Source organism: Ferrovibrio sp. GW821-FHT12D07, assembly GCF_058807275.1.
This window is the reverse complement of record NZ_JBXAQN010000001.1, coordinates 856,730-882,169: the sequence shown is the minus strand read 5'-3', so window position 1 is coordinate 882,169 and position 25,440 is coordinate 856,730. Positions and strand designations below refer to the sequence as shown.

At 62.9% G+C, this 25,440-nt stretch carries 21 protein-coding genes and 1 riboswitch; of the genes, 9 read left to right on the top strand and 12 right to left on the bottom strand.

The window, feature by feature from the left end; translation table 11 throughout:
* Positions 1-259: 259 nt before the first annotated feature.
* Positions 260-1,693: a DHA2 family efflux MFS transporter permease subunit gene (locus AC1RRE_RS04510; protein WP_492979895.1), complete on the top strand. Its 1,434-nt coding sequence runs from the start codon at positions 260-262 to the stop codon at positions 1,691-1,693.
* A gap of 3 nt (positions 1,694-1,696) precedes the next feature.
* Positions 1,697-2,500, top strand: a complete 804-nt coding sequence (locus AC1RRE_RS04505) for a hypothetical protein (protein ID WP_492979894.1) — start codon at positions 1,697-1,699, stop codon at positions 2,498-2,500.
* Here the strand turns inward: AC1RRE_RS04505 and AC1RRE_RS04500 are convergent.
* Complete coding sequence (locus tag AC1RRE_RS04500; protein ID WP_492979893.1) at positions 2,497-3,243, bottom strand: SDR family oxidoreductase; 747 nt, start codon at positions 3,241-3,243, stop codon at positions 2,497-2,499. The genes AC1RRE_RS04505 and AC1RRE_RS04500 overlap by 4 nt on opposite strands.
* A gap of 124 nt (positions 3,244-3,367) precedes the next feature.
* Between AC1RRE_RS04500 and AC1RRE_RS04495 the strand changes: the two genes are divergently transcribed.
* From AC1RRE_RS04495 to AC1RRE_RS04485, 3 genes are all read left to right on the top strand, one after another.
* On the top strand, positions 3,368-4,267 hold the full coding sequence (locus AC1RRE_RS04495; RefSeq protein WP_492979892.1) for a LysR family transcriptional regulator: 900 nt from the start codon (positions 3,368-3,370) through the stop codon (positions 4,265-4,267).
* Positions 4,268-4,358: 91 nt separating this feature from the next.
* Positions 4,359-5,513 (top strand): aminotransferase, encoded by a 1,155-nt coding sequence (locus AC1RRE_RS04490; protein ID WP_492979891.1) that lies wholly within the window; start codon positions 4,359-4,361, stop codon positions 5,511-5,513.
* An 11-nt stretch (positions 5,514-5,524) separates the two neighbouring features.
* Entirely contained in the window at positions 5,525-6,466 is a 942-nt protein-coding gene (locus tag AC1RRE_RS04485) for a hypothetical protein (protein WP_492979890.1), read from the top strand.
* A gap of 31 nt (positions 6,467-6,497) precedes the next feature.
* Here the strand turns inward: AC1RRE_RS04485 and AC1RRE_RS04480 are convergent, their stop codons facing one another.
* The 5 genes from AC1RRE_RS04480 to AC1RRE_RS04460 form a co-directional block, all read right to left on the bottom strand.
* The gene (locus AC1RRE_RS04480) at positions 6,498-7,007 is read right to left on the bottom strand and encodes a 6,7-dimethyl-8-ribityllumazine synthase (protein WP_492979889.1); all 510 of its coding nucleotides are present in this window, start codon (positions 7,005-7,007) and stop codon (positions 6,498-6,500) included.
* Between the two features lie 99 nt (positions 7,008-7,106).
* Positions 7,107-7,263: riboswitch (FMN riboswitch) on the bottom strand.
* A gap of 104 nt (positions 7,264-7,367) precedes the next feature.
* A complete protein-coding gene (locus tag AC1RRE_RS04475; protein ID WP_492979888.1) occupies positions 7,368-8,480 on the bottom strand; it encodes an NADH:flavin oxidoreductase/NADH oxidase in 1,113 nt (370 codons plus the stop codon).
* A 75-nt stretch (positions 8,481-8,555) separates the two neighbouring features.
* Positions 8,556-9,182, bottom strand: a complete 627-nt coding sequence (locus tag AC1RRE_RS04470) for a TIGR02466 family protein (protein ID WP_492979887.1) — start codon at positions 9,180-9,182, stop codon at positions 8,556-8,558.
* Positions 9,182-10,621 (bottom strand): glutamine synthetase family protein, encoded by a 1,440-nt coding sequence (locus tag AC1RRE_RS04465; protein ID WP_492979886.1) that lies wholly within the window; start codon positions 10,619-10,621, stop codon positions 9,182-9,184. The genes AC1RRE_RS04470 and AC1RRE_RS04465 overlap by 1 nt, the downstream gene beginning before the upstream one ends.
* Positions 10,622-10,649: 28 nt before the next feature.
* Positions 10,650-11,981 (bottom strand): Rieske 2Fe-2S domain-containing protein, encoded by a 1,332-nt coding sequence (locus AC1RRE_RS04460; RefSeq protein WP_492979885.1) that lies wholly within the window; start codon positions 11,979-11,981, stop codon positions 10,650-10,652.
* Positions 11,982-12,104: 123 nt separating this feature from the next.
* Here AC1RRE_RS04460 and AC1RRE_RS04455 point away from each other — a divergent pair, with 123 nt between their 5' ends.
* Complete coding sequence (locus AC1RRE_RS04455; protein ID WP_492979884.1) at positions 12,105-12,893, top strand: IclR family transcriptional regulator domain-containing protein; 789 nt, start codon at positions 12,105-12,107, stop codon at positions 12,891-12,893.
* On the opposite strand, the gene AC1RRE_RS04450 is transcribed toward AC1RRE_RS04455, so the two are convergent.
* Both AC1RRE_RS04450 and AC1RRE_RS04445 read right to left on the bottom strand, forming a co-directional pair.
* Positions 12,890-13,384, bottom strand: coding sequence for an aromatic-ring-hydroxylating dioxygenase subunit beta (locus tag AC1RRE_RS04450; RefSeq protein WP_492979883.1), 495 nt, complete (start codon positions 13,382-13,384; stop codon positions 12,890-12,892). The genes AC1RRE_RS04455 and AC1RRE_RS04450 overlap by 4 nt on opposite strands.
* 2 nt (positions 13,385-13,386) lie before the next feature.
* Positions 13,387-14,661, bottom strand: a complete 1,275-nt coding sequence (locus tag AC1RRE_RS04445) for an aromatic ring-hydroxylating dioxygenase subunit alpha (RefSeq protein WP_492979882.1) — start codon at positions 14,659-14,661, stop codon at positions 13,387-13,389.
* A 143-nt stretch (positions 14,662-14,804) separates the two neighbouring features.
* Between AC1RRE_RS04445 and AC1RRE_RS04440 the strand changes: the two genes are divergently transcribed.
* Together AC1RRE_RS04440 and AC1RRE_RS04435 are read left to right on the top strand one after the other, a co-directional pair.
* Positions 14,805-16,490 carry a long-chain fatty acid--CoA ligase gene (locus tag AC1RRE_RS04440; RefSeq protein ID WP_492979881.1) on the top strand — a complete coding sequence of 562 codons (1,686 nt, stop codon included), beginning with the start codon at positions 14,805-14,807 and terminating at the stop codon, positions 16,488-16,490.
* Positions 16,491-16,680: 190 nt separating this feature from the next.
* A complete protein-coding gene (locus AC1RRE_RS04435) occupies positions 16,681-18,399 on the top strand; it encodes an MFS transporter (protein WP_492979880.1) in 1,719 nt (572 codons plus the stop codon).
* Positions 18,400-18,475: 76 nt separating this feature from the next.
* Here the strand turns inward: AC1RRE_RS04435 and AC1RRE_RS04430 are convergent, their stop codons facing one another.
* Positions 18,476-20,062, bottom strand: coding sequence for an ABC transporter substrate-binding protein (locus AC1RRE_RS04430; RefSeq protein WP_492979879.1), 1,587 nt, complete (start codon positions 20,060-20,062; stop codon positions 18,476-18,478).
* Positions 20,063-20,194: 132 nt separating this feature from the next.
* Here AC1RRE_RS04430 and AC1RRE_RS04425 point away from each other — a divergent pair, with 132 nt between their 5' ends.
* Complete coding sequence (locus AC1RRE_RS04425) at positions 20,195-21,700, top strand: M20 family metallopeptidase (RefSeq protein WP_492979878.1); 1,506 nt, start codon at positions 20,195-20,197, stop codon at positions 21,698-21,700.
* A 7-nt stretch (positions 21,701-21,707) separates the two neighbouring features.
* Here the strand turns inward: AC1RRE_RS04425 and AC1RRE_RS04420 are convergent, their stop codons facing one another.
* The 3 genes from AC1RRE_RS04420 to AC1RRE_RS04410 all read right to left on the bottom strand — a co-directional run bounded on the left by AC1RRE_RS04420 (position 21,708) and on the right by AC1RRE_RS04410 (position 25,438).
* Positions 21,708-22,514, bottom strand: a complete 807-nt coding sequence (locus tag AC1RRE_RS04420; protein WP_492979877.1) for an aspartate dehydrogenase — start codon at positions 22,512-22,514, stop codon at positions 21,708-21,710.
* Positions 22,511-24,361, bottom strand: coding sequence for a DNA helicase RecQ (gene recQ / locus AC1RRE_RS04415; protein WP_492979876.1), 1,851 nt, complete (start codon positions 24,359-24,361; stop codon positions 22,511-22,513). Before recQ ends, AC1RRE_RS04420 begins: the two co-directional genes overlap by 4 nt.
* 66 nt (positions 24,362-24,427) lie before the next feature.
* Complete coding sequence (locus tag AC1RRE_RS04410; RefSeq protein WP_492979875.1) at positions 24,428-25,438, bottom strand: alpha/beta fold hydrolase; 1,011 nt, start codon at positions 25,436-25,438, stop codon at positions 24,428-24,430.
* Between the last annotated feature and the right edge of the window lie 2 nt (positions 25,439-25,440).

Genomic DNA, 25,440 nt, shown 5'->3' with positions numbered 1-25,440 from the left:
CCCGGGAAAGATGTTATGTCTGTTTTCGACAGTCACAAAACAAAACTGCCACGCCCCGTCCGGTCAATCCGATGCTGCAGGCGCGAATTGCCGCATTGGGGCAACGCGCCGCAGGTGCTGGACATTCTGCCGCATGGCCATTGTGTGTGGATCATGCAACCATTGCATCCTTTGCAACGTTCGACATGATCGCGACTCGCTATAGTGGCGTGTCGCTGCCGATTCATTCCCCTTTCCTCCCCGCCCCGCATCCATCCTTATGCTGATTCCGCTGATCGTTGCCTGCGCGCTGTTCATGGAGAACCTGGACTCCAGCGTGCTGGCGACCGCCCTGCCCAGCATCGCCGCATCCTTTGGCGAGAGTCCGCTCAAGCTCAACCTGGCGATCACTTCCTACCTTTTCAGTCTCGCCGTTTTCATCCCGATCAGCGGCTGGGTGGCCGACCGCTTCGGCGCACGCACGGTGTTCCGGCTGGCGATTGCCGTGTTCACCATCGGCTCGCTGCTCTGCGGCCTGGCGGATTCATTCTGGACACTGGTCGGCGCGCGCACATTGCAGGGTCTGGGCGGCGCGATGATGGTGCCCGTCGGCCGCCTGGTGATGCTGCGCTCGATCCCCAAGGCCGAACTGGTGCGCGCCATGGCCTGGCTGACCGTGCCGGCGCTGATCGGTCCTGTTATCGGACCGCCGCTGGGCGGCTTCATCACCACTTATCTGTCCTGGCGCTGGATTTTCTGGATCAACCTGCCGATCGGCCTCTTAGGGATCGTGCTGGTCACGCTCTACATTCCCAATGTGCGCGAGAAGGATGTGCCGCCGCTCGACTGGCGTGGCTTCCTGTTGTCGGCCACCGGCCTCTGCGGACTGGTCTTTGGCTTCGAGACCATCGGCCGCGACCTGCTGCCCACGGGCGTTGTCGTCAGCCTGCTGGTGATGGGCGCGCTCGGCACCGGACTTTACATCCGCTACGCGCTCAGCCATCCGCATCCGCTGCTGGAGCTGCGCCTGCTGAAAATGCCGACCTTCCGCGCCAGCGTCGCCGGCGGCTTCCTGTTCCGCATCGGCGTCGGCGCACTTCCCTTTTTGCTGCCACTGATGCTACAGTTGGGCTTCGGGCTCAGCGCCTTTGAATCCGGCATGATCACCTTCATCTCGGCGGCCGGTGCGCTGACCATGAAGATGGCGGCTGCCCCGATCCTGCGCCGCTTCGGCTTCCGCCGCGTGCTGATCGGCAATGCGGTAATCAGCGGCGCCTTCATCTTCATCAATGGCCTGTTCCGGCCCGATACCGCGCATCTGATGATCATGGGCCTGCTGCTGATGGGTGGTTTCTTCCGCTCGCTGCAGTTCACCAGCATCAACACCCTGGCCTTTTCCGACATTCCGCCCGATCGCATGAGCCGTGCCACCAGCTTCACATCCATGATGCAGCAGTTGTCACTGTCAGCCGGTGTCGCCGTGGGCGCCATGGTGCTGCATGCGACCGTCACTTTCAGCGGCGGCACTGACCAGATCACCGCCGGCAGTTTTGCCCCCGCCTTTTTCGTGGTCGGAACGATGGCCGCACTGTCTACATTTGTCTTCCTCCGCCTGCCGGCCGATGCGGGCGCTGAGGTCAGTGGCCATCGCCTGGTGGCCCCGACCCAGCGATTGAGCCAGGGCACGCCGCCGATGCCGTCGGACAAGCCATAAATCATGGACCTGCCGCTTCTCACCCTGCTGGCCATCGCTTCACGCGACCTGGCCACCGCCGGATTTGTCGCCGGCGTCGGCGTGCTGATGGAGCGGAGTTCGCCCTTCATCGGCGGCATCGTGCTGGCACTGCCGATCGTCACTGCGCCGGCCTATGTTTTCCTGATCCTGCATGAACCACCGGGCTTCGTGCCGCAGGCAGCCATCGCCAGCCTCACCACCATCGGCGCCGTGCTGCTGTTCATCGTCAGCGTCATCGCGCTGGTGCGCCGCGTGCCGATGCCGCTGGCGCTGCTGGGCGGTCTTGCCGCCTGGTTCCTGACCGGTCTGCTGATCCGCCAGCTGCCTGCCACCTTGTCGGTATCGCTGGCAGTGCTTGCCGTAGCCGGCGCGATCGGTTGGTGGGCCGGCCGTAACGTGGCAATGACGGCGCCGGCCTCACGCAGCCGCTCGCCGTTTTATGAAATCCTGCTGCGCGGCACGATGGCGGGCTGCCTGGTGGCCATCCTGAGCGGCATCGCCCATATCCTGGGTCCAAAGGTTGCCGGGATTCTCGCGTCCTTCCCGGTAGCGCTGGTGACGGTCTGCTGGTTCCTGCCGCGTCGTCTGGATATTGCCGGCATCCGTGCCGCGCTACGCGCCACCCAGATCGGCATGCTGAGCCACATCCCCTTCTTCACCTCACTGACAGTGTTGGGGCCGCAGATCGGCCTGATGCCGGCTTTCACTGCCGGGCTCGCTGGATCACTGGTGGTTGCGGTGGCGCTGGCGCTGCTGCGCCGACGCCACCTCAGCAAGTCGCGTTAGATCACACCGCCATTGCTGCGCAGCACCTGACCGTTGATCCAGCCGCCGGGGCCGGCGAGGAATGCAACCGTCGTCGCGATGTCGTCAGGCTGGCCCAGGCGCTCCAACGGCGAGAGCTTCGCCAGCTGCGCCACGCGTTCCTCCGTCTTGCCGGCGAAGAACAGTTCTGTCGCCACCGGACCCGGGGCCACGGTGTTGACCGTGATCTGCCGGCCGCGCAATTCCTGTGCCAGGAAGCGACTGAACGTTTCCACGGCTGCTTTCGTCGCTGCATAGGACGCATAGCCCGGCAGGTTCATGCCCACCACACTGGAGGACAGCGTGACAATGCGGCCACCATCGCGCAGACGCGTCGCGGCCTCGCGCAGCAGGTTGAACACGCCCTTCAGGTTGACAGTGACCATGCGATCGAAGCCTTCATCGGTGGTCTCGGCAATCCTAGGCAGCGCCGGATCGAGGATGCCAGCATTGGCAACCAGGATATCGGCGCCGCCGAAGGTCTCCTGCGCGACATCGAACAGGCGACGCGCGCCAGCTGGGTCGCTGATATCGGCCTGCACGGCGATGGCGCGGCCGCCGGCTTCGGCGATCTTCAACACCAACATCTCAGCATCGGCGGCGCGGCTGGCGTAGTTGATGACGACCGCATGGCCCGCCTGGGCCAGGGTTTCGCTGATGGCGGCGCCGATGCCGCGCGACCCGCCGGTAACGATGGCGGTCTTGCCAGTGGGAGAAATGGTCATGGAAAGCGCTCCTGGATGGGATGACGCGTTCTGATATGCATCTTTGATTTTATTGAATAAATAAGCATTTATAGACATTATTATTCAATAATACTAAACAATAGCCATGGACCGCCTACAGGCTATGCGGCTTTTCACCCGGATCGTCGAACTGGGCAGCTTCACCGCTGCCGCCGACGACCTGCAGATGCCGCGCGCCACCGTCACCTACGCCATCAAGGAACTGGAAAGCCGTCTGAATGCCCGGCTGCTAGAGCGCACTACCCGCAGCGTGCGCACCACGCTGGATGGTGAGGCCTATTACCAGCGCTGCACACGGCTGCTGGCCGATCTTGATGAAACCGAGGCCGTGTTCAGCCAGTCCGCCGCCAGCCCGCGCGGCCGCCTGCGCGTCGACCTGCAGGGCACGGTCGCACGCACCGTTATCATTCCGGCCCTGCCCGGCTTCTTCGCCCAGCATCCGCATATCACGTTGGAACTGGGCATCGGCGACCGCCCGGTCGACCTGATCCGTGAGGGCGTCGACTGCGCCATGCGCAGCGGGCCCCTGCCCGAATCCAGCATGGTGGCGCGGCGTGTCGGCAACATCGAACAGGTGACGGTGGCGAGCCCGGCCTATCTGGAACGCCATGGTGTGCCGCGGCGACCAGACGACCTGCATCAGGGCGGCCATCGCGCGGTCAGTTACATGTCGATAGCCACCGGACGCCATGAGTCGCTGGACTTCACCATCGACGACACCAACCGTCCTTTCGTGCTGGAGAACACCGTCGCGGTGAATGACGCCGATGCCTATGTCGCCTGCTGCCGCGCCGGACTAGGCATCGTGCAGGTACCGCGCTATCACGTGGCTGCCGCCATCGCCGATGGCAGCCTGCGCGAAATCCTGCAGGCCTGGGCCCCGGCGCCGATGCCGGTCTCAGCCGTCTATCCCGCGCACCGCCAGCTCTCGCCGCGGGTGCGGGTTTTCGTGGATTTCCTGGCCGAGACCTTCCGCCATGCCATCGCCGAGGGCCGACTTTAACGCGGCAGGACTGTTGCAGCCGTCCACGGCGTGCTAAGCGATAGCCCGCATTTTCCGCGTGTTTTCACGTACCTTTGCTGGACTATTCGTCATGAATCCCATCTTTGCCGAAGCCCCCACCACCATCTTCGAAACCATGTCGCGGCTGGCCATGCAGCATAGCGCGATCAATCTCGGCCAGGGCTTCCCTGATGATCCGGGCCCCGAGGATGTGCGCCAGAAGGCGGCCGACGCAGTGATGACCGGCTGGAACCAGTATCCGCCGATGATGGGCCTGCCCGAGCTGCGCCAGGCGGTCGCCACGCATTACAAGCGCTTCCACAATCTCGACCTCGACTGGCAGTCGGAAGTGATGATCACCTCGGGCGCGACGGAAGCGCTGGCCGGTGCGCTGATGGCGCTGATCGAGCCGGGCGACGAGGTCGTGCTGTTCCAGCCGCTGTACGATGCCTATCTGCCGCTGGTGCAGCGCGCCGGCGGTGTGCCGAAATTCGTGACGCTGCGCCCGCCGCACTGGCGTCTGGACGAAGCCGCGCTGAAAGCGGCCTTCTCGCCCAAGACCAAAGCGGTGATCTTCAACAACCCGCTCAATCCCACCGCGACGGTATTCCCGCGCGAGGACCTGGAGCTTCTCGGCCGCTATCTGGTGAAGTTCAATGCCATTGCGATCTGCGACGAGGTCTGGGAACACGTGTTGTTCGATGGCCTGCAGCACCAGCCGCTCATCGGCCTGCCGGAGCTGCGCGAGCGTTGCGTCAAGATCGGTTCGGCCGGCAAGATTTTCTCGCTGACCGGCTGGAAGGTCGGTTTCGTCTGCGCCGCACCGGCGATCATGAAGGTGCTGGCCAAGGCACATCAGTACATCACCTTCACCACGCCGCCGAACCTGCAGGCCGCTGTCGCCTATGGCCTGGCCAAGGACGACGCCTACTTCCTCGGCATGCGGCAGGACCTGGCGGCAGCGCGCGACCGCTTCGCCGCCGGCCTGACCCAGCTCGGTCTCAACGTACTGCCCAGCAAGGCGACCTATTTCCTCAATGTCGACCTTTCCACCATCTCCAACGATCTGGACGATGCCGCCTTCTGCCTGCGCATGGTGGAAGAAGCGAAAGTCGCCGCCATCCCGGTCAGCGCGTTTTACGCGGCCGACCATGTGCGCAGCGTGGTGCGCTTCTGCTTCGCCAAGACTTACGACAAGCTGGACGGTGCGGTGGAACGCCTCGCCGATTTCGTGAAGCGGGCCTGAAGAATCCTACAATGCGTGCGTATGTCGTTTCACGGCTGAAGACCAGCCTGCAGGTCTTCTGGCAACTGGTCCGCGTCATGGTACCGGTGATGGTGGCAGTGAAAGTTGCCGCCGAACTCGGACTGGTGGATGCGCTGGGACCCGCGCTGGCACCCGTCATGGCGCTGGTCGGCCTGCCACCGGAAGCCGGGCTCGTCTGGGTCGCCGCGCTGGCCATCGGTGTCTATGGCGGCCTGGGCGCACTGCCGCTGCTGGCCGACTCCATGCTGACCGTCGGCCAGCTCTCCACCATCTGCGCAATGATCCTGTTCGCCCATGCCCTGCCGATGGAACAGGCCATCGTACGCAAAGCCGGTGCGAGCTTCTGGTTCACCGCCGCCTTGCGATTCATGGCCGCGCTTGTTTACGCCATGATCATCGCCGCCGTGTGCAAGGCCACCGGCTGGCTATCCGCACCGGTGGATGCCGGCCTGCTGCACCGCATGGCCTCGCCCGCCGCCGGGCATGTCGACTGGCTGATCTCATCCGCCGTCTCGCTGGCAGCGACACTGGTAATCATTGTGGCACTGATCATCCTGCTGGATATCTTCGAGAAGACCGGCATCACGCAGCGGCTGACCGCAATGATGATGCCGCTGCTGCGCTTTTCCGGGCTCACCCGCGATCTGGCGCCGGTGACAACCGTCGGTGTGCTGCTGGGCCTGACCTATGGCGGCGGCCTGATTATCAAGGAAGCCCAGGAACGCAATTTCGAACCGAAGATGCGTGTGCTGGCGTTATGCTGGATCTCGCTCAGCCACTCCCTGATTGAGGATACCGGCCTGATGCTGGCCGTCGGCGCGGATATCTGGGTCGTGCTGGTCGGCCGAGTCCTGCTTACGCTGCTGGTCGCCAAGCTGATCGCCATGGCGCTGCAAGCCAGCCCGCTGCTGGTGCGTCGGCTGACGGCGTAGAAAAAGGCCCCGCTGGAGCGGGGCCTTCTGTTCATGCCGCCTTCTGCAACGCGGCCATGTTCCGCAGCGTGGCCGCACAGGCAATCGCCGCCTCGCGACCTTTCACCTTGAAATGCTCGGTGAAGAACTGGCGATGCTCGTCATGCTCATGGAAATGATGCGGTGTCAGCACGCAAGATAACACCGGAACTTCCGTCTCGAGCTGTACCTGCATCAGGCCATCGATGACCGCCGATGATACGAAGTCGTGGCGGTAGATTCCGCCATTGACCACGAAGCCGGCGGCGACGATGGCGTGATAGCGGCCGGTCTTGGCCAACAGCTTAGCCTGCAACGGGATTTCGAACACGCCCGGCAGCTCGAAACGGTCGATGCTGCCCTGGCGCAATCCGGCTTTCGCCATCTCTGGGAGGAAGGCCTCCCAGGCCTCGTCCACGATATCGCGATGCCAGCAGGCCTGGATGAAGGCGATGCGCCTTGCCTCCCGGCCGATGCTGTCGAGGCGGATGTCACTGATATTTTGTTCTGGGCTCTGATTCATGGGGGCGTCCTTTCATTGCCTTGCCTGAATCAGGGCGCACGGCAACGGGCACGCGCCCTGCGCACAGCATAAGGCTGCGCGCGCCAGGCGCGTTCCGTGGACCGCTCTCTTTCATCCGGACTGTAACCGTCGGCTTCGGCCTTGCACCGAATCTGCTGGACCCTTCCGGCCAAATGAAAGCCGGGAGGCGCTCGCGGGCTCACATCTTGCGATGCATACCGCCGGTGGGGACTTTCACCCCGCCCTGAGAACGTTGACGAACCGGACCATCCGGTGCGTCAGGATCATGGATAGGACGACAATCGCTCGGCCGCAAGAGCACGAATGTCGCAGGACAATTTTTGCGTGATCGCCGTTACGTCAACGGGTCGCCGTCAGCCTGACCTCGCGCGGCGTATCGGCACCGCGCACCCGGCCGCGCAGATATTGCGGGGCCACATGAACTTCGCCGTTCAGCACATCGGCAGCATGCCAGGCCCAGTAGGGATCATTCAGTAGCCCGCGCGCCATTGCCACCAGATCGGCCTTGCCATCCTTCACGATGGCTTCGGCCTGTTCAGCCTCGGTGATCAGGCCGACCGCCATGGTGACAAGGCCGGTGGCCTTCTTCACGGCCTCGGCGAAATGCACCTGATAGCCCGGGCCGGTCTTGATCTTCTGCTGCATCGAGACGCCGCCGGAGCTGACATCGACAAAATCGACGCCCAGCTCCTTCAGACGCGAGGCCATGGCGATAGCATCGGCGATCTCCAGCCCTTCGCTGCCCATCCAGTCGCTGCCGGTGATGCGCATGCCCAGCGGCTTGTGCGCCGGCCAGACCGCGCGGACGGCCTCGAAGACTTCGAGCGGAAAGCGCATGCGGTTTTCCAGGCTGCCGCCATAGGCATCCTTGCGCTTGTTGGAAATCGGCGAAACGAATTGATGGAACAGATAGCCATGTGCGCCATGCATCTCGATAAGATCGACACCGGCGCGGTCGGCGCGCTGGGCAGCCGAGACGAAATCGCGCTTGATCTCGTCCAGGCCCTCTTCATCAAGTTCGCCAGGCACATGCCAGCCCGTATCATGCGGCAGCGCGCTCGGCGCCACCGTCGGCCAGGCCAGCGGACCCTGCAGGGAGTGGCCACCACGCCAGGGTAGATCGGCCGAAGCCTTGCGGCCGGCATGGGCAAGCTGGATACCGACCGGCGCCGGACCGAACTGCTTCAGGTCAGCGGTGATCTCGGCGAAGGCGGCTTCCTGCACGGCATTGTAAAGCCCGAGGCAGCCCGGGGTGATCCGCGCCTGCGCATTCACATGCGTCGCTTCCGCTATCAGGAGGCCCAGACCCGCAGTGGCATAGCGGCCAAGATGGATGCGATGCCAGTTGTTCGGCACGCCATCGATGGCGCTGTACTGGCACATCGGCGACAGAACAATACGATTGGGCAGCGTCACAGAGCGGAGCTGCAGCGGTTCGAACAGGGCTGACATGGGGAAGCTTCTTCGGGCTGGTTGCGGTGCCCGTTGAGGATGACGCAGCCAACACCTAAATCAAGTCCGAACCAATTACGTCTTACTGGACCAGGCGTAGTTGAAGCTGACCGAAATACGTTCCTGCACCGTGAAACTGGCCGGCACTTCATGGCGCAGCCAGCTTTCGAACAATACGGCCTGACCGGCTTTCGCCTTCACGCTGACGTGAAGCTGCTCGCGCGGCGGCAGATCGGCGCGGCGTGGCGGCGCAGCCATGAAGCGGTCAAGCCGCGGATCCTCGAACTTGATCGCCGCGGCGCCGCGCGGCACCTGCACATAATAGGTGCCGCTGATGAAACTGAGCGGATGCAGGTGCAACCCATGCGTCACTGCGCCAGCCATCATGTTGACCCAGCAGTCGGTCATTTCCAGCTTGCGGCCACGCAGATCGTAGCCCAGCGCAATTGCATAGGCCTTCACCTGCGGGTCGAGCGCCTTTTCCAGCGCTGCGAATGTGGAGGAGATGCGATGCATCTGGTCATGGCTGCCATAAGACGTATAACCGCCAGGATAATGCTTGGCGCTCCAGCGCTGGCCGGTCTTGTCAGCCACCCGCAGGGAATCGCAGACATCGATCAGGTCGCGGTTGAAGGCCTCGACGCCCTTCTTTTTCAGGGACACCACCTCGATGCGGGTGGGGAACAGGCTGAGCATGGTCATCAGAATAACTCGAAATATTCGCGATGCTCCCACTCGCTCACTTCGAGCTGGTAGCGGGCGATCTCTGCTTCCTTGATATGGATGAAATAGTCAATGAACGTATCGCCAAAACCGGCACGATAGCAGGCATTGGATTTGAGCGCGGCCAGGGCTGCCTCCAGCGAACGCGGCAACGGCGGCGCCGGTGTCTCGTACGGCGTATCGGCCGAAGCCGGCGGCGTCAGGTTGCGCTGCATGCCATTGAGGCCGGCGAGTAGTTGCGACCCAAGATAGAGGTAAGGGTTGGCGGCGGGCTCGCCCAGCCGGTTTTCGATGCGGCTGGCCGGATCGCCCTTGGCGCCCAGCACGCGACACATCACGCCGCGATTGTCCTTGCCCCAGATGGCGCGGTCAGGCGCCAGCGAATAGGGCCTATAGCGACGATAGGCATTGATGGTGGGCGCGGCAAAGGCAGCCGAGGCCGGCGCCTGCTCCAGCAGGCCAGCGAGGAACTGCTGGCCCAGCGCCGATAGCGGCTCGCCATCGCTCGTGGGGATGAAGGCGTTCTTGCCAGTCTTGCGATCGTTCAGCGACTGATGCAGATGCCAACCGGATGAGAAGATGTTCGGTAGCTTCGGCCGGCACATGAAGGTGACATGATAGCCGTGCCGACGCGCGATCTGCTTGGCCGCCGAGCGGAACAGCACCATCGTGTCGGCCGATTCCATGTTGGCGCCGGGCCGGAAGGTGAATTCGCACTGGCTGGGACCGAACTCCACTTCCATCGAGCGCAACGGCAGGCCCAACGCCTGGATGTCCTTGCGCAGGATTTCGTAGATCCCGTCATACTGGTCGTAACGCTGCTCGGTCAGATACTGGTAGCCCTGCGTGAGCAGGCTGACGTTTGGCGGTGTGCCCGGCTGGCCGGCATCTTCCGGCCGCAGGTTGGCGTCTTCAAGTTTGAAAACGTGAAACTCCACTTCGAGGCCAGCGACATAGTCATAGCCCGCGTCGTTCACTGTCTTTAGCGCATTGCGATAAAGCTGCCGCGTCGAGAAAGGCACCGGACGGCCATCGGCGAAATAGAGATCGCAAAGCAGCCAGCCGGTATGCGGCGCCCAGGGCAAGACCTTGAATGTGGTCGGATCGGCCACCATCAACACATCGGCTGCGCCCTGCATCTCCGGGATGCCGAAACCGCCGCCCTTCGTGAAGACCGGAAACACCGTGCGATGCGAGGTGTCTTTCGCCAGCAGGGTCGTGGTGAAACCTATGCCGCTACGCATGGCGCTCACCAGCTCCTCGGCCACCACGGTCTTGCCGCGCAAGATGCCGTGCTGGTCGGCGAACGAGAAGCGGATGACGCTCAGGCCACGGTCAGCAACCTCTTTTTCGACAGCCTTGGCCGCCTTCTGCTGCTCCGGCGTCCACAGGCCGTACTGGTCGACAAAACGCTCCACGCAAAATCCCCCGAAAGACGGCTGGTCTTTATTCCGCAGCGAGAGGCGCAGGAGCCTGCCACGGCGCGGCCTGGCGTTTGCGCGCATCGGCCTCACGCCAGTATGCCTGCCACGTGGCGGTGGGGGCAATGCCATCGATGGTGACCGGTCCGCGAATGGCCCTGGCGGTCGTCGCGTCCAGTACCATCAGCGGCGGCTCGTTGCCAGATTCTGCCTGGTCGATCGCCTTCATCAGCATCGAACGGTAGTTGATGATCGCCTTGTCGGTGCTGCCCAGATGCTCGCGCGTGCGATCCTGGATCGGCCCCTGCCCCTCGATGGCCCACTGGTCGTGCACATTGATGTCGCTGCCCATGCCGGTATAGGTCTGGGTCTTCTGCTCCAGCGCATCGAAGCCATAATTGTTGGCCTTGTTCTTGCGCGGGATGTAGTCGGGCAATGTGTAGAGTTCCAGCCGCTGGGCGCGCATCTGCGGCTTGTCGACCGGCGTGGTGAAGCTGGTGAAGATCGCATACCAGTAGCAGTTCACGTCATCGATCGGGATATGCCACTGGGTGATGGTCATCTCGGCCGAGAGCGGAATCACGAAAGCCTGCGGGAACAGCAGATTGGTGACACGCACATGGGTGCTCTGCTCGCTGATCTGGCGCAGCGCGATCAGTTGCATACCGTAATCCGTGCGCGCCACTTCGATCTGCGGACATTCGAATTCGCGCAGCACCTTGGTCATCGGCATGTCGGAATCGGCCGAATTGGCACGGAATTGCCGGCCGTAATTGGCGTTCGGGTCTTCGTCCTCGAAGAAGCGATGCAGGAAAGAGGCATGGGCCGGATCAATGCCGACCTCCAGCGCCTGCAGCCAGTTGCAGGCGATATGCCCCTTGAAGGCGAAGACATGGCTGTCGGGCGCGACGAAGCAGTCGAGATCAGGAAAGGCCGGCGGCTCGCCTTCCCCCAGATACGCAAACAGGATGCCACTGCGCAGCATCACCGGATAGCTCTTCTGCTTGATGCGCTGGCAGAGCTTGCTGTTGGCCGGTTCGGCCGGCGTCTGCAGGCATTGGCCGGTGACATCGAACAGCCAGCCATGGAAGGGACAGCGCAGGCCACCATCTTCCGGCCGGCCAAAAGCGAGATCGGCGCCGCGATGCGGGCAGTCGCGATCCAGTAGGCCATAGCGGCCCTGCTCATCGCGGAACAGCACGAAGTCCTGGCCCAGCAGCTTCACCGGCTTGACTGGCCGGATGTCTTCCAGTTCTTCCACCAGGGCCACCGGCTGCCAATAACGGCGCAGCAGCTTGCCGGCCGGCTGGTCAGCGCCGACGCGGGTCATACGCATATTCTGGTCGTGCGTGGTCATCGCTGGTCCCTCATTTCCGGCCTTGACGGACCCTCCCACAGGCCCGACAATATCCAACTAGCGAACATATGTGCGATTTTAAACCTGTCCGTCCTTCACGGCAACGAGAAACAGACTCAATCCATGACCCGGCTGCGCGCCATCGATGCCGAAAAGCGAGCCCAAAGCGGCCGCAGCCCGGATTTCCTGGAGGCACTGGCCCGCGGCATGAATGTGCTGACCGTCTTCGACGGTGAGCGCCCGCAGATGTCGCTGAGCGATGTGGCCAAGCGCGTCGACCTGCCGCGCGCCACCGTGCGCCGCGCGCTCTATACGCTCAGCGAACTCGGCTATCTGGAAACCGACGGCAAACTCTTTCGCCTGACCCCGCAGGTGCTGCGGCTGGCGGGGGCCTATCTTGGCTCCGCTGGCAATGCCGCAGCATTACAGACCGCCTGCGATACGCTCTGCCGCGATCTGGATGAAGCCTGCTCGGCCGCCGTACTGGATGGCGCATACGCCGTGATGGTCGCCCATGCCTCCCCGCCCCGTTTTCTTTCATCCGCGCCTGGTCCCGGTTTCCGTGTACCGGCCTTCTGTTCGGCTTTAGGCCGCGTACTGCTGAGCGTGCGCCCGGACATGGAGATGAAAGGCTTGAGCATGCAGGCGTTGACGCCGAAAACCGTTACCGATGCCAAGGAACTGGCACTACTGATCCTGAAGGCCGGCAAGGATGGCTATGCGCTGTCGGATCAGGAAGCTGAATTGGGCTTCCGCTCGCTCGCCGTGCCGGTGCGGCGCTTCGACGGCCGCGTGGTGGCAGCGCTGAATATCGGCATCCGCATCGAAAGCGCCTCGCCGAAGCAGATGCGCGACAATTTCCTGCCGGCACTACTCTCTGCCGCCGATAGTCTGAAGGACCGCGTGGTCTAGATCGGATAGATCATCGAGTTGAGGATCAGTTCGCTGTCGAAGACGCAGAGGCGTTCCTTCAGCTTCAAACCGTCATCCGTACGCACCAGCTGGTCGATATAGCGACCGACATTGTAGACCTCGGATATTGAACCAGGCTTGGTGCGGAAGACTGAATAATTGGCGGTCGCCTTGATGGTGACGCCATCGTCGCTCAACACCTGCGCCACGCCGATCACATGGCGCTGGTAATAGGGCGCATGGAACAGCGTGTTGGTGATGCCATAGGCGCGGTCGCGCAGCATGCCCTGGCTTTCCAGTGCCATGATGCTGAGCGGCAGGCCGGCATCGTAATTCTCACGCGGCACGATGCGGTAGTAGCAATCCTCGGTGAACAGGGTCACCCAGGCATCGTAATCACCGCGATCCAGGATATCCCCATAGGCTGCATTAAACTGGTCGACACAGTACTGCGCCTCGAGAATGCCGAGACCGATCGGATTGGGACGCATGGTCAGAGCTCCATCACCTTGCGCCAGTAGCCATACATGCCACGGATCAGCGTTTCGGTGACCATATGCTGGGTAGGCGCCACATCGCGGCCACCGAGCTCGCAGATGGTGCTGCCCTCGGCGCCTTTCTGGCGGAAGCCATCCTGCGAGAATTCGATCACCTCACCATCGTCGGCCGAAACGAAGCCGGCCGGACCGAATAGGTTGGCCTGACGCAGCCGCCGCCGCGTCATCTCTTCGGAGTCTTCCTCGAAACCGAAATGGGTCCAGACGAAATCGAAAGCGTCCGGCCCTGACGGTACGATATGACGGGTGGAGAGCGAATTGACCTGCTGCTGGATGATCACGCTGGGGAACAGCGTGATCATGGTGACCGTCGGCCCCTTCCACCAGGGCTCGGGCACCACATCCAGCAGGCGCGTGTCGTTCAGTGCCATGTCCTTCTTGAAGCTGGTGACGCCCTCGGTGACGGCTTTTGCTTCGCCGCCGGCATTACGCTGGGAAATCATCACCGCGTGGCGGCCTTCAGAGTCCATGACCATGCGTGACTGCTGGTCGGCGCGCCACAGGCCAAAGGTGACGAACCAGGTGTGCAGCAGGCCCGGATGATACGGGTCCTTGATGTTTTCCATCATCAGCTTCCAGTTTCCCGGAATGCGCTGGCGGCTGGTGCCGAGGATGGTGAGCTTGCGGCCATCGAAGATGCGGTTCAGCCACGGCATCACATCCGGACCGAAGTAATCCTCCAGCGCCGGCGGGTTCTGGTCGAAGGTGGCAAAGACCAGGCCGTTATAGGTCGCGACCTTGAGCTTGCTCAGGCCATGCTGTTTGAGGTCGAAGTCGGCCGGCATGCCGCCCTGCACTTCGCCATCATCCTTCTTCACGCCCTGGCGGAACGGCAGGCCAGCCAGATCGCCGTTCAGCTTGTAGGTCCACTGGTGATACGGACAGACGAAGCTGCGCGCATTGCCGCGCGGCTTCTGGCAGAAGCGCACGCCGCGATGGGCGCAACGGTTCTCGACGACATTCAGACTGCCATCACGATCCCGCACCACGATCACCGAGCGCTCGCCCACATGCGACAGCTTGTAATCGCCGGGCTTGGGCAGTTCGGCATCCAGGGCGACGTAGCACCAATGACCGGTGCCATGGAAAAACCGCTCCAGCTCGCGACGATAGACGGCAGGATCGGTATAGGCCCAGAAGGGGATGCGGCTGGAGCCTTCGTCGGACCAGCGCGGCAGACCTGCCGGGGGCACAGCAGGGGCAAAGTTCATCTCCGAATCCTCCCGACACGGATTTATTTGCATTTGCAAATATTATCCTCCCGCTTCACCAGACCGTCAACCAGCTTCCGTAAGGTCACAATTGAATCCGAAGCCAAAAGGCCGGAGCATGGCCCCATAAACGGAGGAAACCCATGTTCGACCGGCATTACGCCGTCTGGCCCAAGGGCGTGCCCAAGCACCTGACCCTGCCGGCGACCAGCCTGTACGAGAATCTGGAGATTTCCGCCCGGCGTTATCCCGACAAGCCGGCGATCCTCTATTATGGCTCGGCTCTCACCTATGCGCAGCTGAAGGATCATGTCGACCGGCTGGCCGGCTGGCTCGAACACCGCTGCGGCGTGAAGCCGACCGACCGCGTACTGCTCTACATGCAGAACAGTCCGCAATACATCATCGCCTATTACGCCATCCTGCGACTGACCGCCGTGGTCGTGCCAGTCAATCCGATGAGCAAGGCCGAAGAGCTGCGCCATATCGCGCGCGACACCAGTGCCACCACGGTGATCTGCGGCCAGGACATCTTCCCGTTTGCGCAACCCCTGCTGGGTCATGACCTGCAGCATGCTGTGGTCGCCGCCTACAGCGATTACGTCACCACACCGACCGACCTGCCGTTGCCCGACATGGTGGCTGCGTCGCGCCAGGGTCTCGACCAAGGCACGCTCTGGGAGACAGCGCTGCAGCAGAATCTTGCCGCTTCGCCGCATAGCGCCACGCATGACGACTGGTGCGTTCTGCCCTATTCATCGGGTACGACAGGCGCACCGAAAGGCTGCCTGCACAGCATTCGCGGCGTGACGGCGACGCTGTTCGGCTCGATCGCCTGGAACCCGGCCTCGCCGGAATCCGTGCAGCTGGTGACGCTGCCGCTGTTCCATGTCACCGGCATGCAGAACTCGATGAATGCCCCGATTTTCAACGGCGCAACGCTGGTGGTGATGACGCGCTGGGACCGCAAAGTGGCGGCCGAATTGATCAGGCGCCATCGCGTCACCAACTGGCGCAACATCACCACGATGTGCATCGACTTCCTCTCCGATCCCGATGCGACAAACTGGGACCTGTCCTCGCTGGTCGGCATTGGCGGCGGCGGCGCGGCCATGCCCAAGGCGATCGCGGCAAAGCTGAAAGAGATGACCGGACTGGATTACATCGAAGGCTACGGCCTGTCGGAAACCATTGCTGCCACGCATATAAACCCGGTCGACAAACCTAAGATGCAATGCCTGGGCATTCCCGTCTTCGATGTCGACTCGCGCGTGATCAACCCCGATACGTTGGAAGAACTCGGCCCCAACGAGACCGGCGAGATCGTCATGGCTGGGCCGCAGATTTTCCTCGGCTACTGGAACCGGCCCGACGAAACCGCGCAGGTCTTTTTCGAGCGCGACGGCAAGCGCTTCTTCCGCTCGGGCGATCTTGGCTATTACGACGAGGAAGGCTTCTTCTTCCTGGTCGACCGCCTGAAACGCATGATCAATGCGTCGGGCTTCAAGGTCTGGCCCACCGAGATCGAAGGCATGATGTACGCCCATCCCGGCATCCGCGAGGTCTGCATCATCGCCGCCGGCGATCCGCGCCGCGGCGAGACGGTGAAGGCCGTGATCGTGCCCAAGGATGCGGCCGCCGCAGGCCAGGGCGACCTGACGCCGGATGCCGTACAGGCCTGGTGCCGCGAACGCATGGCGGCCTACAAGGTGCCGCGCGTGGTGGAATTCACCGAAGCCCTGCCAAAATCGGCCACCGGCAAGATCCTGTGGCGGGTGCTGCAGGATGACGAAAGAGCCAGGGCGGCCAAGGCCGACGCCGCTGACTGAGCCCTCGAGACTGCATTACAGCTGCTGTTTTCCGCTGTCGTGCCGCCTCAATGCTGCACTGCACCTTCGACTAAGGTCGGGGGCGTTTTTGACCTTGGTCTATCCCCTTCCTTAACCACAATAATTTATGATTCCGCCCATCGGATCGCGCAGATAAACCGCGACCGCTCACAAGGGAAGGAAACGCTTCATGAGCGCCAATATCGCAGCGGCCGGCGATCGCCGTCGGCCGATGACCAAGGATGAGAAGCGAGTCATTCTCGCCTCCTCCGCCGGCACCATCTTCGAATGGTATGACTTCTATCTTTACGGCTCGCTCGCCGCAGTGATCGGCGCGCAGTTCTTCTCGGCATTCCCGGAAGCGACCCGCAACGTCTTCGCGCTGCTCGCCTTCGCCGCCGGCTTCCTGGTGCGTCCGTTCGGCGCGCTGGTGTTCGGCCGCCTCGGCGATCTCGTCGGCCGCAAGTACACCTTCCTCATGACCATCCTGATCATGGGCACCTCGACCTTCCTGGTCGGTCTGCTCCCGGGCTACAACACCATCGGCTGGGCCGCTCCGATCATCCTGATCGCGCTGCGCATGCTGCAGGGTCTGGCGCTCGGCGGTGAATACGGCGGCGCGGTCGTCTACGTGGCGGAACACGCCCCGCAGGATCGTCGCGGCTACTTCACCAGCTGGATTCAGACCACGGCCACGCTCGGCCTGCTGATGTCGCTGCTGGTCATTCTCGCCACCCGTACCTACCTAGGTGAAAAGGAGTTCGCCGACTGGGGCTGGCGCGTGCCGTTCCTGCTCTCGATCATCCTGCTGATCATCTCCGTCTACATCCGCATGCAGATGGAAGAGAGCCCGGCCTTCACCAAGATGAAGGAAGAGGGTCGCACCTCGAAGGCTCCGCTGTCGGAAGCCTTCGGCCAGTGGAAGAACGCCAAGTTCGCCCTGCTCGCCCTGCTCGGCCTCACCGCCGGTCAGGCCGTGGTGTGGTACACCGGCCAGTTCTACGCGCTGTTCTTCATTCAGAACGTGCTGCGCGTCGACCTGCTGACCTCGAACGTGCTCATCGCCTGGTCGCTCATTCTGGGTACCGCTGGTTTCGTCTTCTTCGGCTCGCTGTCTGATCGCATCGGCCGTAAGGTGATCATCCTCGGCGGCTGCCTGGTTGCGGCCATCACCTACTTCCCGGTCTTCAAGTACATCACCGAGACCGCGAATCCGGCCCTGGCACGGGCGCACCAGAACACGCAGGTCGTTGTTGTCACCGACACCAACAGCTGCTCGTTCCAGTTCAACCCGACCGGTACCTCGAAGTTCACCAGCCCTTGCGATATCGCCAAGGCGCAGCTCGCCCGCAGCTCGGTCCAGTACACGACCGAGCACAAGGCTGGCGTGACCGACACGGTGATCCGCATCGGCAACACTACGGTGCCGTCGTATGACGCCACCAAGCTGTCGGGTGATGCCGTACGCACCACCCCGGCTGCCTTCGTCAAGGCTGTGAACGATGCGCTCGGCGCTGGCGGTTACCCGGTTCCGGGTGCGGCCAATCCGGAAATCGTCAAGACCTCCGGGTTCTTCGACATCTTCCGGGCCCAGCCGATCAAGCTGGTCGTCGTGCTGACCTTCCTGGTCATCCTGGTGACGGCGGTGTACGGCCCGATCGCTGCGGCGCTGGTCGAACTCTTCCCGACCCGCATCCGCTACACCGGCATGTCGCTGCCCTACCATATCGGTAACGGTTGGTTCGGCGGTCTGCTGCCGGCCTCGGCCTTCGCGATGAGCGCGGAGACGGGCGATATCTACTTCGGTCTGTGGTACCCGATCGTGATCGCGGTTGGCACCCTGATCATCGGCGCGCTGTTCGTTCCGGAAAACCGGAACAAGGACATCTTCGCCGACGACCACAAGTAAGCATCGGGCTTCGGTCCAAAAGGAAAGGCGCCGGGGAAACCCGGCGCCTTTTTTATTGCCGCAATGACGTCGTCGGTTATTTGGCCGGCGTGACGAAGTCGGAACGGATCATCTGGTCGTTGCGACCGGCATAGGCAACGGTCTTCTTCATCGCCCAGGCGGACTGCTCGTAATGCAGCGGCAGCAGGCCGTAATCCTCGACCACCATCTTGCTGGCTTCCTGCAGCAGCGCGCTGCGCTTGGCATCATCCACCGTGCCCATGGCCTGCTCCAGCTTGGCATCCATCGCCGGATTGGAGTAGCGGCCCTTGTTGGTGGTGCCCATGCCCTTTTCGCGATTGGGCGTGGCGACCAGCGACCGCAGTGCGTTGCTCATCTCCTGCGAGGACCAGCCGGCCATGTAGGCGCTGTATTTCAGCTCGTCGCGGTTCTTGAAGAAGACCGGCGGCACGGCCGAATCCACCTTGGTCTTCACGCCGGCCCGGGTCCACATCGCCGCGATCGCCTGGGCGACCTTGATGTCATTGATGTAGCGGCCGTTCGGCGTACCCAACGAAATGCCGAAACCGTCGGGATAGCCGGCTTCCGCCAGCAGGGCCTTGGCCTTGTTCAGGTCGTACTTGTCGGGCTTGGAATCCTGACGCGTGCCGAACATCGGATAGGGCAGGAAATCACCAGCCGGAATGGCCAGGCCTTCCATGATGCGCGACGAGATCGCGTCACGGTCGATGGCCAGCGACAGCGCCTGACGCACCCGCTTGTCCTTGAGGGGATTCTTGCCGTTGGTACCTTCGATGCCGACGCTGGGCTCACCCACATGATCAACATGGATGTAGATGATGCGGTTGGACACGGCCTGGCTGACACTCAGCTTCGGATCCTTCTTCAGTTTCTCGATATCGTCGGTCGGTGGATCCTCGATCAGGTCGACGTCGCCGGCCAGCATGGCCGCCGTACGGGCGGCGGAATTCGACATTGGCCGGAAGGTCACCGTCTTCCAGTGCGGCTTCTGGCCCCAGTAATTGTCGTTACGCTCCAGCACCAGCTGGGTGCCGCGCTTCCATTCAACGAACTTGAACGGACCGGTGCCGACCAGGCCCTCGCCGCGATTGAGCGCCTCGGAGGTGACGCCCTCGGCCACATCGGCCTTGGCCGACTTCTTCTGCATGATCGGCAGCTGCGACATGTCGATCGGCAGCGCCGGCGCCGGACCATCGGTCTTGATGCGCAGGGTCAGCGGATCGACGATCTCATAACCGGCGATCTGCCGGGTGTAGACCGTGTAGGGCGACGGGCTGTTCGGCACCTTGGCTGCACGCTGATAGGTGTAGACCACATCCTCGGCGGTGAACGGCGAACCGTCGGAGAATTTCACGCCTTCGCGCAGTTTGAATTCCCAGGTGGTATCGTCGATGGTCTTCCACGATGTGGCCAAGCCCGGATAGAGCACGCCTTTCGCGTCCGACATCACCATCATGTCGTGGATATGCAGTGCGATCTGCAGATTGGGCGTGAGCGCGTGATATTGCGGATCGAGCGAGCTCGGCTCGGTCTTCAGTCCGACTTTCAGCTCCTGCGCCAAGACTGGCTGCGCCAGTCCCAGCACTGCGGCCGCCATGCCGGCGACCATCAGGCCGCATATTCCCCTAAGGTTGCGTGTCATCTCTGATACCCCTGTGTTCCACTTGCAGAAACCTGTTTGCGTATCGTGCTTCTTACGAGCCTTGTGGAATTAGAGTAGAAGAAAGCCGCCAACCCTGAAAAGCCCAAATACTGACATGCCAACGGAAGCGCCATGCAGGATATCCAACGCATTAACAAACTGATCGACGCCAAGGCTGCAGATGCCCTGAAATTAAGCGACGCTGTCTGGGATTTCGCTGAACTGCGGTATCAGGAACACGGCGCGGTTGCGGCGCAGATCGCCCTTTTGGAGCAAGAGGGATTCCGCGTCACCCGCGATATCGCCGGCATTCCAACTGCTTTCATGGCGGAGGCAGGCCAGGACACTGGCGGCGGAAATGGTCCGCTAATTGGTTTGCTCGGCGAATACGACGCCCTGTCAGGTCTGGGCCAGATGGCGGGCGTGACCGAACGCAAGCCCAGCGGCCAGGCCAACGGCCAGGGCTGCGGCCACAATCTGCTCGGCGCCAGCGCCGCACTGGCCGCCATCGCGGTGAAGGACTATCTGGCCGAACACAGGATTCCCGGCCGCGTGCGCTATTACGGCTGCCCGGCGGAAGAAGGCGGCTCGGGCAAGACCTTCATGGCCCGCGGTGGACTCTTCAAGGATCTGGACGCCGCGATCTGCTGGCATCCCGGCAATTTCTGGGGCGTCATGTCGGTCAACAGCCTGGCCAATATCCAGGCCTATTTCCGCTTCACCGGCCGCGCCGCCCACGCAGCTTCAGCGCCGCATCTGGGCCGCAGTGCGCTGGATGCCGTCGAACTGATGAATGTCGGCGTCAACTACATGCGCGAGCATATGCCATCGAACACGCGTGTGCATTACGCCGTCACCGATACCGGCGGCATCTCGCCCAACGTGGTGCAGGCCAAGGCGGAAGTGCTGTATCTGGTGCGCGGCCCGTCGGTGGTGGAAGCCACCAAGCTTTTCGAACGCGTCAAGAAGATCGCCGAAGGCGCGGCGTTGATGACCGAGACGCAAGCCTTTGTCGATTTCGACAAGGCCTGTTCCGAAGTGCTGCCCAATACCGCACTGGAATGGGCCATGCATCGCAATATCGAGCAGCTCGGCCCGGTGCAGTTCGACGCGGCCGACCGCGCCTTCGCCACCGAGATGCGCAAGAACGCCCTGACGCCGGAAGATGTCTTCTCGTCCCTGCGCAGCGTGGGCGAACCGACCACCTATGACCAGCCGCTGCATGATGCCATCCTGCCCTTCGACGGCACACCACGGCAGCTCTATGGCTCCACCGATGTGGGCGATGTCAGCTGGCTGACGCCGACGGTGCAATGCTGGGGACCATGCTTTGCGGTGGGAACGCCGGGCCATTCCTGGCAGCTGGTGGCGCAGGGCAAGCAGCCGGCTGCGCATAAGGCGATGGTGGCAGCCGCCAAGGCGATGGCGGCCACCGCCATCGACATGCTGACCGACGAAAACCTGCTGAAGGATGCGCGCGCCGAATGGGAAAAGCGCACAAACAGCCAGCCCTATCACTGCCCGATCCCGCCGCTGGTGGAACTACCATTCGCGCGCAAGACCAAGGGCGGCGTGCTGCTGGGCGCCGGCGCCTCGCCGTTTACGGCCGCGCCGCTGACGCGGTCGAAGCCGACCTGAGTCAGGGTTAGGCGTAGGTGAGCAGCGCGCTGCGGTTGGCCAGCGCCGACAGCACACTCATGCCGGTGATGGCCGAGGTCTTTGGATTGCTGGCGCTGCTGCGGCCGGCCACGATCACGGTGAGTGTCGAGCTTTCACTCTGCGCTTCAATGCGGCCGGTATTGCCTGCTGCTGCAGGGTCTGCGACCAACTGAACCACCGTGCGGTCCAGCCCCAGGCTGGCCAGCGCCACGGTGGCCGCCAGATTGGCATTCTTGGGATAGTTCAGCGCAGCCTCGCGCGCGCTGCCGCGGAAGATCACCGTCGGTGTCTTGATCGCGGCGAGATCGAAGGTTTTTTCCGCCGGCGTACCCATCCAGGCCAGCGGCGGCTTGGTCGAGGTGTAGGTCACGCTGTGCAGCCCGTCCTGCCGCATGGCCAGCAGGCCATCAAGGCCGGTGGTGGCGCCGACCGGAATGACGATCCGGCCGCCGCCGGCTTTCGCCACCGTCTGCACAGCTGTGCGGAAATCATCGTCGGCCAGCGCGCCGGTGGAAATGACAAAGAATTCGCAGCCCTGCCACAACACCGCTTCGGCGCAGTCGCGTACCGCCGGCTGGCCAGCGGCTTCCACCACGATCTCCGGCTTTGCGTTCAGGAAAGCGGCCAGGTCGTCGGTGACGACGGGATCGGGCACCGCAGCACGCGCCTCATCCAGCTGACGCGAGCGCACCAGCAATGCAGCAAGACGATAACCTTCTGGCGGCATCTTCGCCCAGGCATCGAGAATGGAGCGGCCGATGCCGCCGAAGCCAATGAGACCAACCGTTTTCATGCGGCCTCTCCCTGCCGGTCATGCGCCAGCACCACATCAAGGAAAGCCTGGCCGAAGCGTTCCAGCTTGGCCTGCCCGATGCCATGGATATCGCTCAGGCGATAGAGGTTGTTCGGCCGCTTGACCGCCAGCTCCAGCAGGGTGCGGTCGGAAAAGATCACATAGGCCGGCTGCTGCAGCTCGGTCGCCATCTGGCGCCGCAGGTCCTTCAGCGCCGCCAGCAGGATCTGGTCGTCATGGCCCAGCGCCACCTCAGCAACCGAGGACTTGCCGCGCTGGCCCTTGCTGCGTTTACCGCTGATCGCCTCGATGCGCAATTCGACGCGGTTCTGACCCTTCAGCACGGCACGGCCGGCATCGGTGAGGAACCAGCTGCCATGGCCGGCGATATCCAGATCGACCAGGCCAGCGCCGTAAAGCTGGCGGAAAATCGAGCGCCAGGCATTGGCGTCGCGATCCTTGCCGATCCCGAAGGTGGGCAGGCGGTCATGCTCGTTGCGCAGGATCGCGTCTGTCTTGTTGCCCAGCAGAATCTGCACCAGATGCTCGGTGCCGTAGCGCTGGCCGGTACGCATCATGGCCGACATGGCTTTCTGCGCCTCGATAGTCCCATCAAAGCGCGCCACGCCGTCCTGACAGAGATCGCAATGGCCGCAGGGTTCGGACTGCTCACCGAAATAGGCCAGCAGGGTCTGGCGGCGGCAGCGCGGCGATTCGCACAGCGCCACCAGCGCATTGAAGCGCTGGCGCTCGATGCGCTTGCGCTCGTCCGAGGTCTCACCTTCCTCGATCTGCATGCGCCGGAAGCGCATGTCGTCGAGACCATAGAGCGTCAGCGTCTCCGCCGGCAGGCCGTCACGGCCGGCACGACCGATTTCCTGGTAATAGGCTTCGACATTGCGCGGTAGATCGGCATGACAGACATAACGCACGTCAGGCTTGTCGATTCCCATACCGAAAGCGACGGTGGCCACCATCACCACACCGTCGTCACGCAAGAAGGTGTCCTGATTGGTGTCGCGCTGCCGCTGCTCCATGCCGGCATGATAGGCCAGCGCATTGTGCCCCATGGTTTTCAGCGCCGCCGCCATCTCTTCGGTGCGCTTGCGAGAGGAGCAGTAGATAATGCCGCTCAAACCCCGCCGTGCCGCGATGAACTCGCCGATCTGGGTACGGGCGCTGGCCTTGGCCTGCATCATCAGATGCAGGTTGGGGCGGTCGAAGCTGCGAATGAATTCGCGCGGACGCCCCACTCCATTATGGTCGGAAAACAGCTTGGCAATGATGTCGGCACGCGTCGGCGCATCGGCGGTGGCGGTCAGCGCGATGGTGGTGATATTGCCCAGTTCGGCACGTATACTGCCCAGGCTCAGGTATTCCGGGCGGAAATCGTGGCCCCATTGCGAAACGCAATGGGCCTCGTCGATAGCCAGCAGCGCGGGATTGACGCGCTTGAGCAGCGTCACCGTATCGGGCCGCACCAGTCGCTCAGGCGCCACATAGAGCAGCCGCAGCGATCCGTCATTGAGGTCGCGATGGATGCGGCGGTATTCCTCGTCATCGATGGAAGAGTTCAGCGCCGCCGCATTGATGCCAAAGCCCTGCAGCTGCCGCACCTGGTCGCGCATCAGCGCAATCAGGGGGGAAACCACCACGGTCAGCCCGCCATTCAGGATCGCCGGCAGCTGGTAGCAGAGCGACTTGCCGCTGCCGGTCGGCATCACCGCCAGCACATTCTCGGCGTTCAGCAGCGCCTGCACAATTTCGGCCTGCCCGGCGCGGAAACGCTCGAAGCCGAAAACCCTGTGCAGGGTATCCTGTGCCGCGTCCAGAGAGAGTGAGGTCATGCCGATTCGCTATCCACCATTCTGGATAGCAAAGCGCCAACGAGATAGCAAAGCGCTGAGTCGCGGCTAGCCCAGCCAGCGTCGGACCTGCGCCTTTATGAAAGCGGTATCCTCCGGGATCACCTGTGGATTGCCGGCGCGATGGCCCCAGATACTGGGGATCGGACAAAGCTCGGCCTGGGCCAGAAACGGCAGTTCAGCCGCGTTATCGGCAACGCGGAAATACAGGTCCGTCTCGCCCGGCATCAGCAGTACACGGGCCCGGATGGCACGCAACGCCATATGCAGGTCGCGGTTGTAAAGCGGGTTATTGCTGATATCGCCGGCATGCCAGGTGCGCAGCTGTGCATAGAGATCGGCGGCCGGGCGCTGGGCAAAGCGTTCCTCCCAGCCGGTGCGCAAGAAGGTCTCCAGGTCCGGCGCGCCCAGCGCTGTCAGATGCAGCCCGGCGCGGTAGAAGTCCTGGCTCAGGCCCCAGCCGGCATAAATCCGGCCAAAGGCGCGCAGCGCCGCCTTCGGTTCAGCCGAGAACTGCCCGTTGCCGGTATGCTCGGGGGCGGCTTCCAGCGTCGCCATCAGACCGTTCAGGAACACCTGGTTGTGCACAGCCGTACGCGCGCTGCCGCAGTTGATCACCACGGCCTGCATCGCATCAGGGAAGCAGGCGGCCCAGTGATAGGCCTGCTGCGCGCCCATCGACCAGCCATAGACGGCGTGCAGCTTTTCGATCCCGAACTGCTCGGCCAGAAGCCGCTTCTGGGCCTGCACATTGTCCCAGGCAGTGACCAGCACCGGATAATCGGGCGTGTTCGAAGGGCTGGAGGACAGCCCGTTGCCGAACATGTCGGGGATGACAATGAACCAGCGCGTCGGGTCCAGCACGCCATCGGGCCCGATCAGCCATTCCAGATCGGGATGACGCGCCGAATAGCTGGTCGGATACAGCACGACATTGTCACGCGCCGGCGACAGCGTGCCATGGGCTTTCCAGCTGATCGTCGCATTGGGCAGGGTTTCGCCCGACAGCAGTCCGAGATTCCCGAGACTGAAACGCCCGTTCTGGGTCGGCCAGGTCATTC

Excerpts from the sequence above, each read along its gene's own strand:
- AC1RRE_RS04495 (WP_492979892.1), top strand. The coding sequence starts at position 3,368 with ATGCGGCTTTTCACCCGGATCGTCGAACTGGGCAGCTTCACCGCTGCC.
- AC1RRE_RS04425 (WP_492979878.1), top strand. The coding sequence starts at position 20,195 with ATGCAGGATATCCAACGCATTAACAAACTGATCGACGCCAAGGCTGCA.
- AC1RRE_RS04510 (WP_492979895.1), top strand. The coding sequence starts at position 260 with ATGCTGATTCCGCTGATCGTTGCCTGCGCGCTGTTCATGGAGAACCTG.
- AC1RRE_RS04480 (WP_492979889.1), bottom strand. The coding sequence starts at position 7,007 with ATGAATCAGAGCCCAGAACAAAATATCAGTGACATCCGCCTCGACAGC.
- AC1RRE_RS04500 (WP_492979893.1), bottom strand. The coding sequence starts at position 3,243 with ATGACCATTTCTCCCACTGGCAAGACCGCCATCGTTACCGGCGGGTCG.
- AC1RRE_RS04440 (WP_492979881.1), top strand. The coding sequence starts at position 14,805 with ATGTTCGACCGGCATTACGCCGTCTGGCCCAAGGGCGTGCCCAAGCAC.
- AC1RRE_RS04460 (WP_492979885.1), bottom strand. The coding sequence starts at position 11,981 with ATGACCACGCACGACCAGAATATGCGTATGACCCGCGTCGGCGCTGAC.
- recQ (WP_492979876.1), bottom strand. The coding sequence starts at position 24,361 with ATGACCTCACTCTCTCTGGACGCGGCACAGGATACCCTGCACAGGGTT.
- AC1RRE_RS04420 (WP_492979877.1), bottom strand. The coding sequence starts at position 22,514 with ATGAAAACGGTTGGTCTCATTGGCTTCGGCGGCATCGGCCGCTCCATT.
- AC1RRE_RS04490 (WP_492979891.1), top strand. The coding sequence starts at position 4,359 with ATGAATCCCATCTTTGCCGAAGCCCCCACCACCATCTTCGAAACCATG.
- AC1RRE_RS04445 (WP_492979882.1), bottom strand. The coding sequence starts at position 14,661 with ATGAACTTTGCCCCTGCTGTGCCCCCGGCAGGTCTGCCGCGCTGGTCC.
- AC1RRE_RS04450 (WP_492979883.1), bottom strand. The coding sequence starts at position 13,384 with ATGCGTCCCAATCCGATCGGTCTCGGCATTCTCGAGGCGCAGTACTGT.
- AC1RRE_RS04470 (WP_492979887.1), bottom strand. The coding sequence starts at position 9,182 with ATGACCATGCTCAGCCTGTTCCCCACCCGCATCGAGGTGGTGTCCCTG.
- AC1RRE_RS04410 (WP_492979875.1), bottom strand. The coding sequence starts at position 25,438 with ATGACCTGGCCGACCCAGAACGGGCGTTTCAGTCTCGGGAATCTCGGA.
- AC1RRE_RS04435 (WP_492979880.1), top strand. The coding sequence starts at position 16,681 with ATGAGCGCCAATATCGCAGCGGCCGGCGATCGCCGTCGGCCGATGACC.
- AC1RRE_RS04475 (WP_492979888.1), bottom strand. The coding sequence starts at position 8,480 with ATGTCAGCCCTGTTCGAACCGCTGCAGCTCCGCTCTGTGACGCTGCCC.
- AC1RRE_RS04505 (WP_492979894.1), top strand. The coding sequence starts at position 1,697 with ATGGACCTGCCGCTTCTCACCCTGCTGGCCATCGCTTCACGCGACCTG.
- AC1RRE_RS04455 (WP_492979884.1), top strand. The coding sequence starts at position 12,105 with ATGACCCGGCTGCGCGCCATCGATGCCGAAAAGCGAGCCCAAAGCGGC.
- AC1RRE_RS04430 (WP_492979879.1), bottom strand. The coding sequence starts at position 20,062 with ATGACACGCAACCTTAGGGGAATATGCGGCCTGATGGTCGCCGGCATG.
- AC1RRE_RS04485 (WP_492979890.1), top strand. The coding sequence starts at position 5,525 with ATGCGTGCGTATGTCGTTTCACGGCTGAAGACCAGCCTGCAGGTCTTC.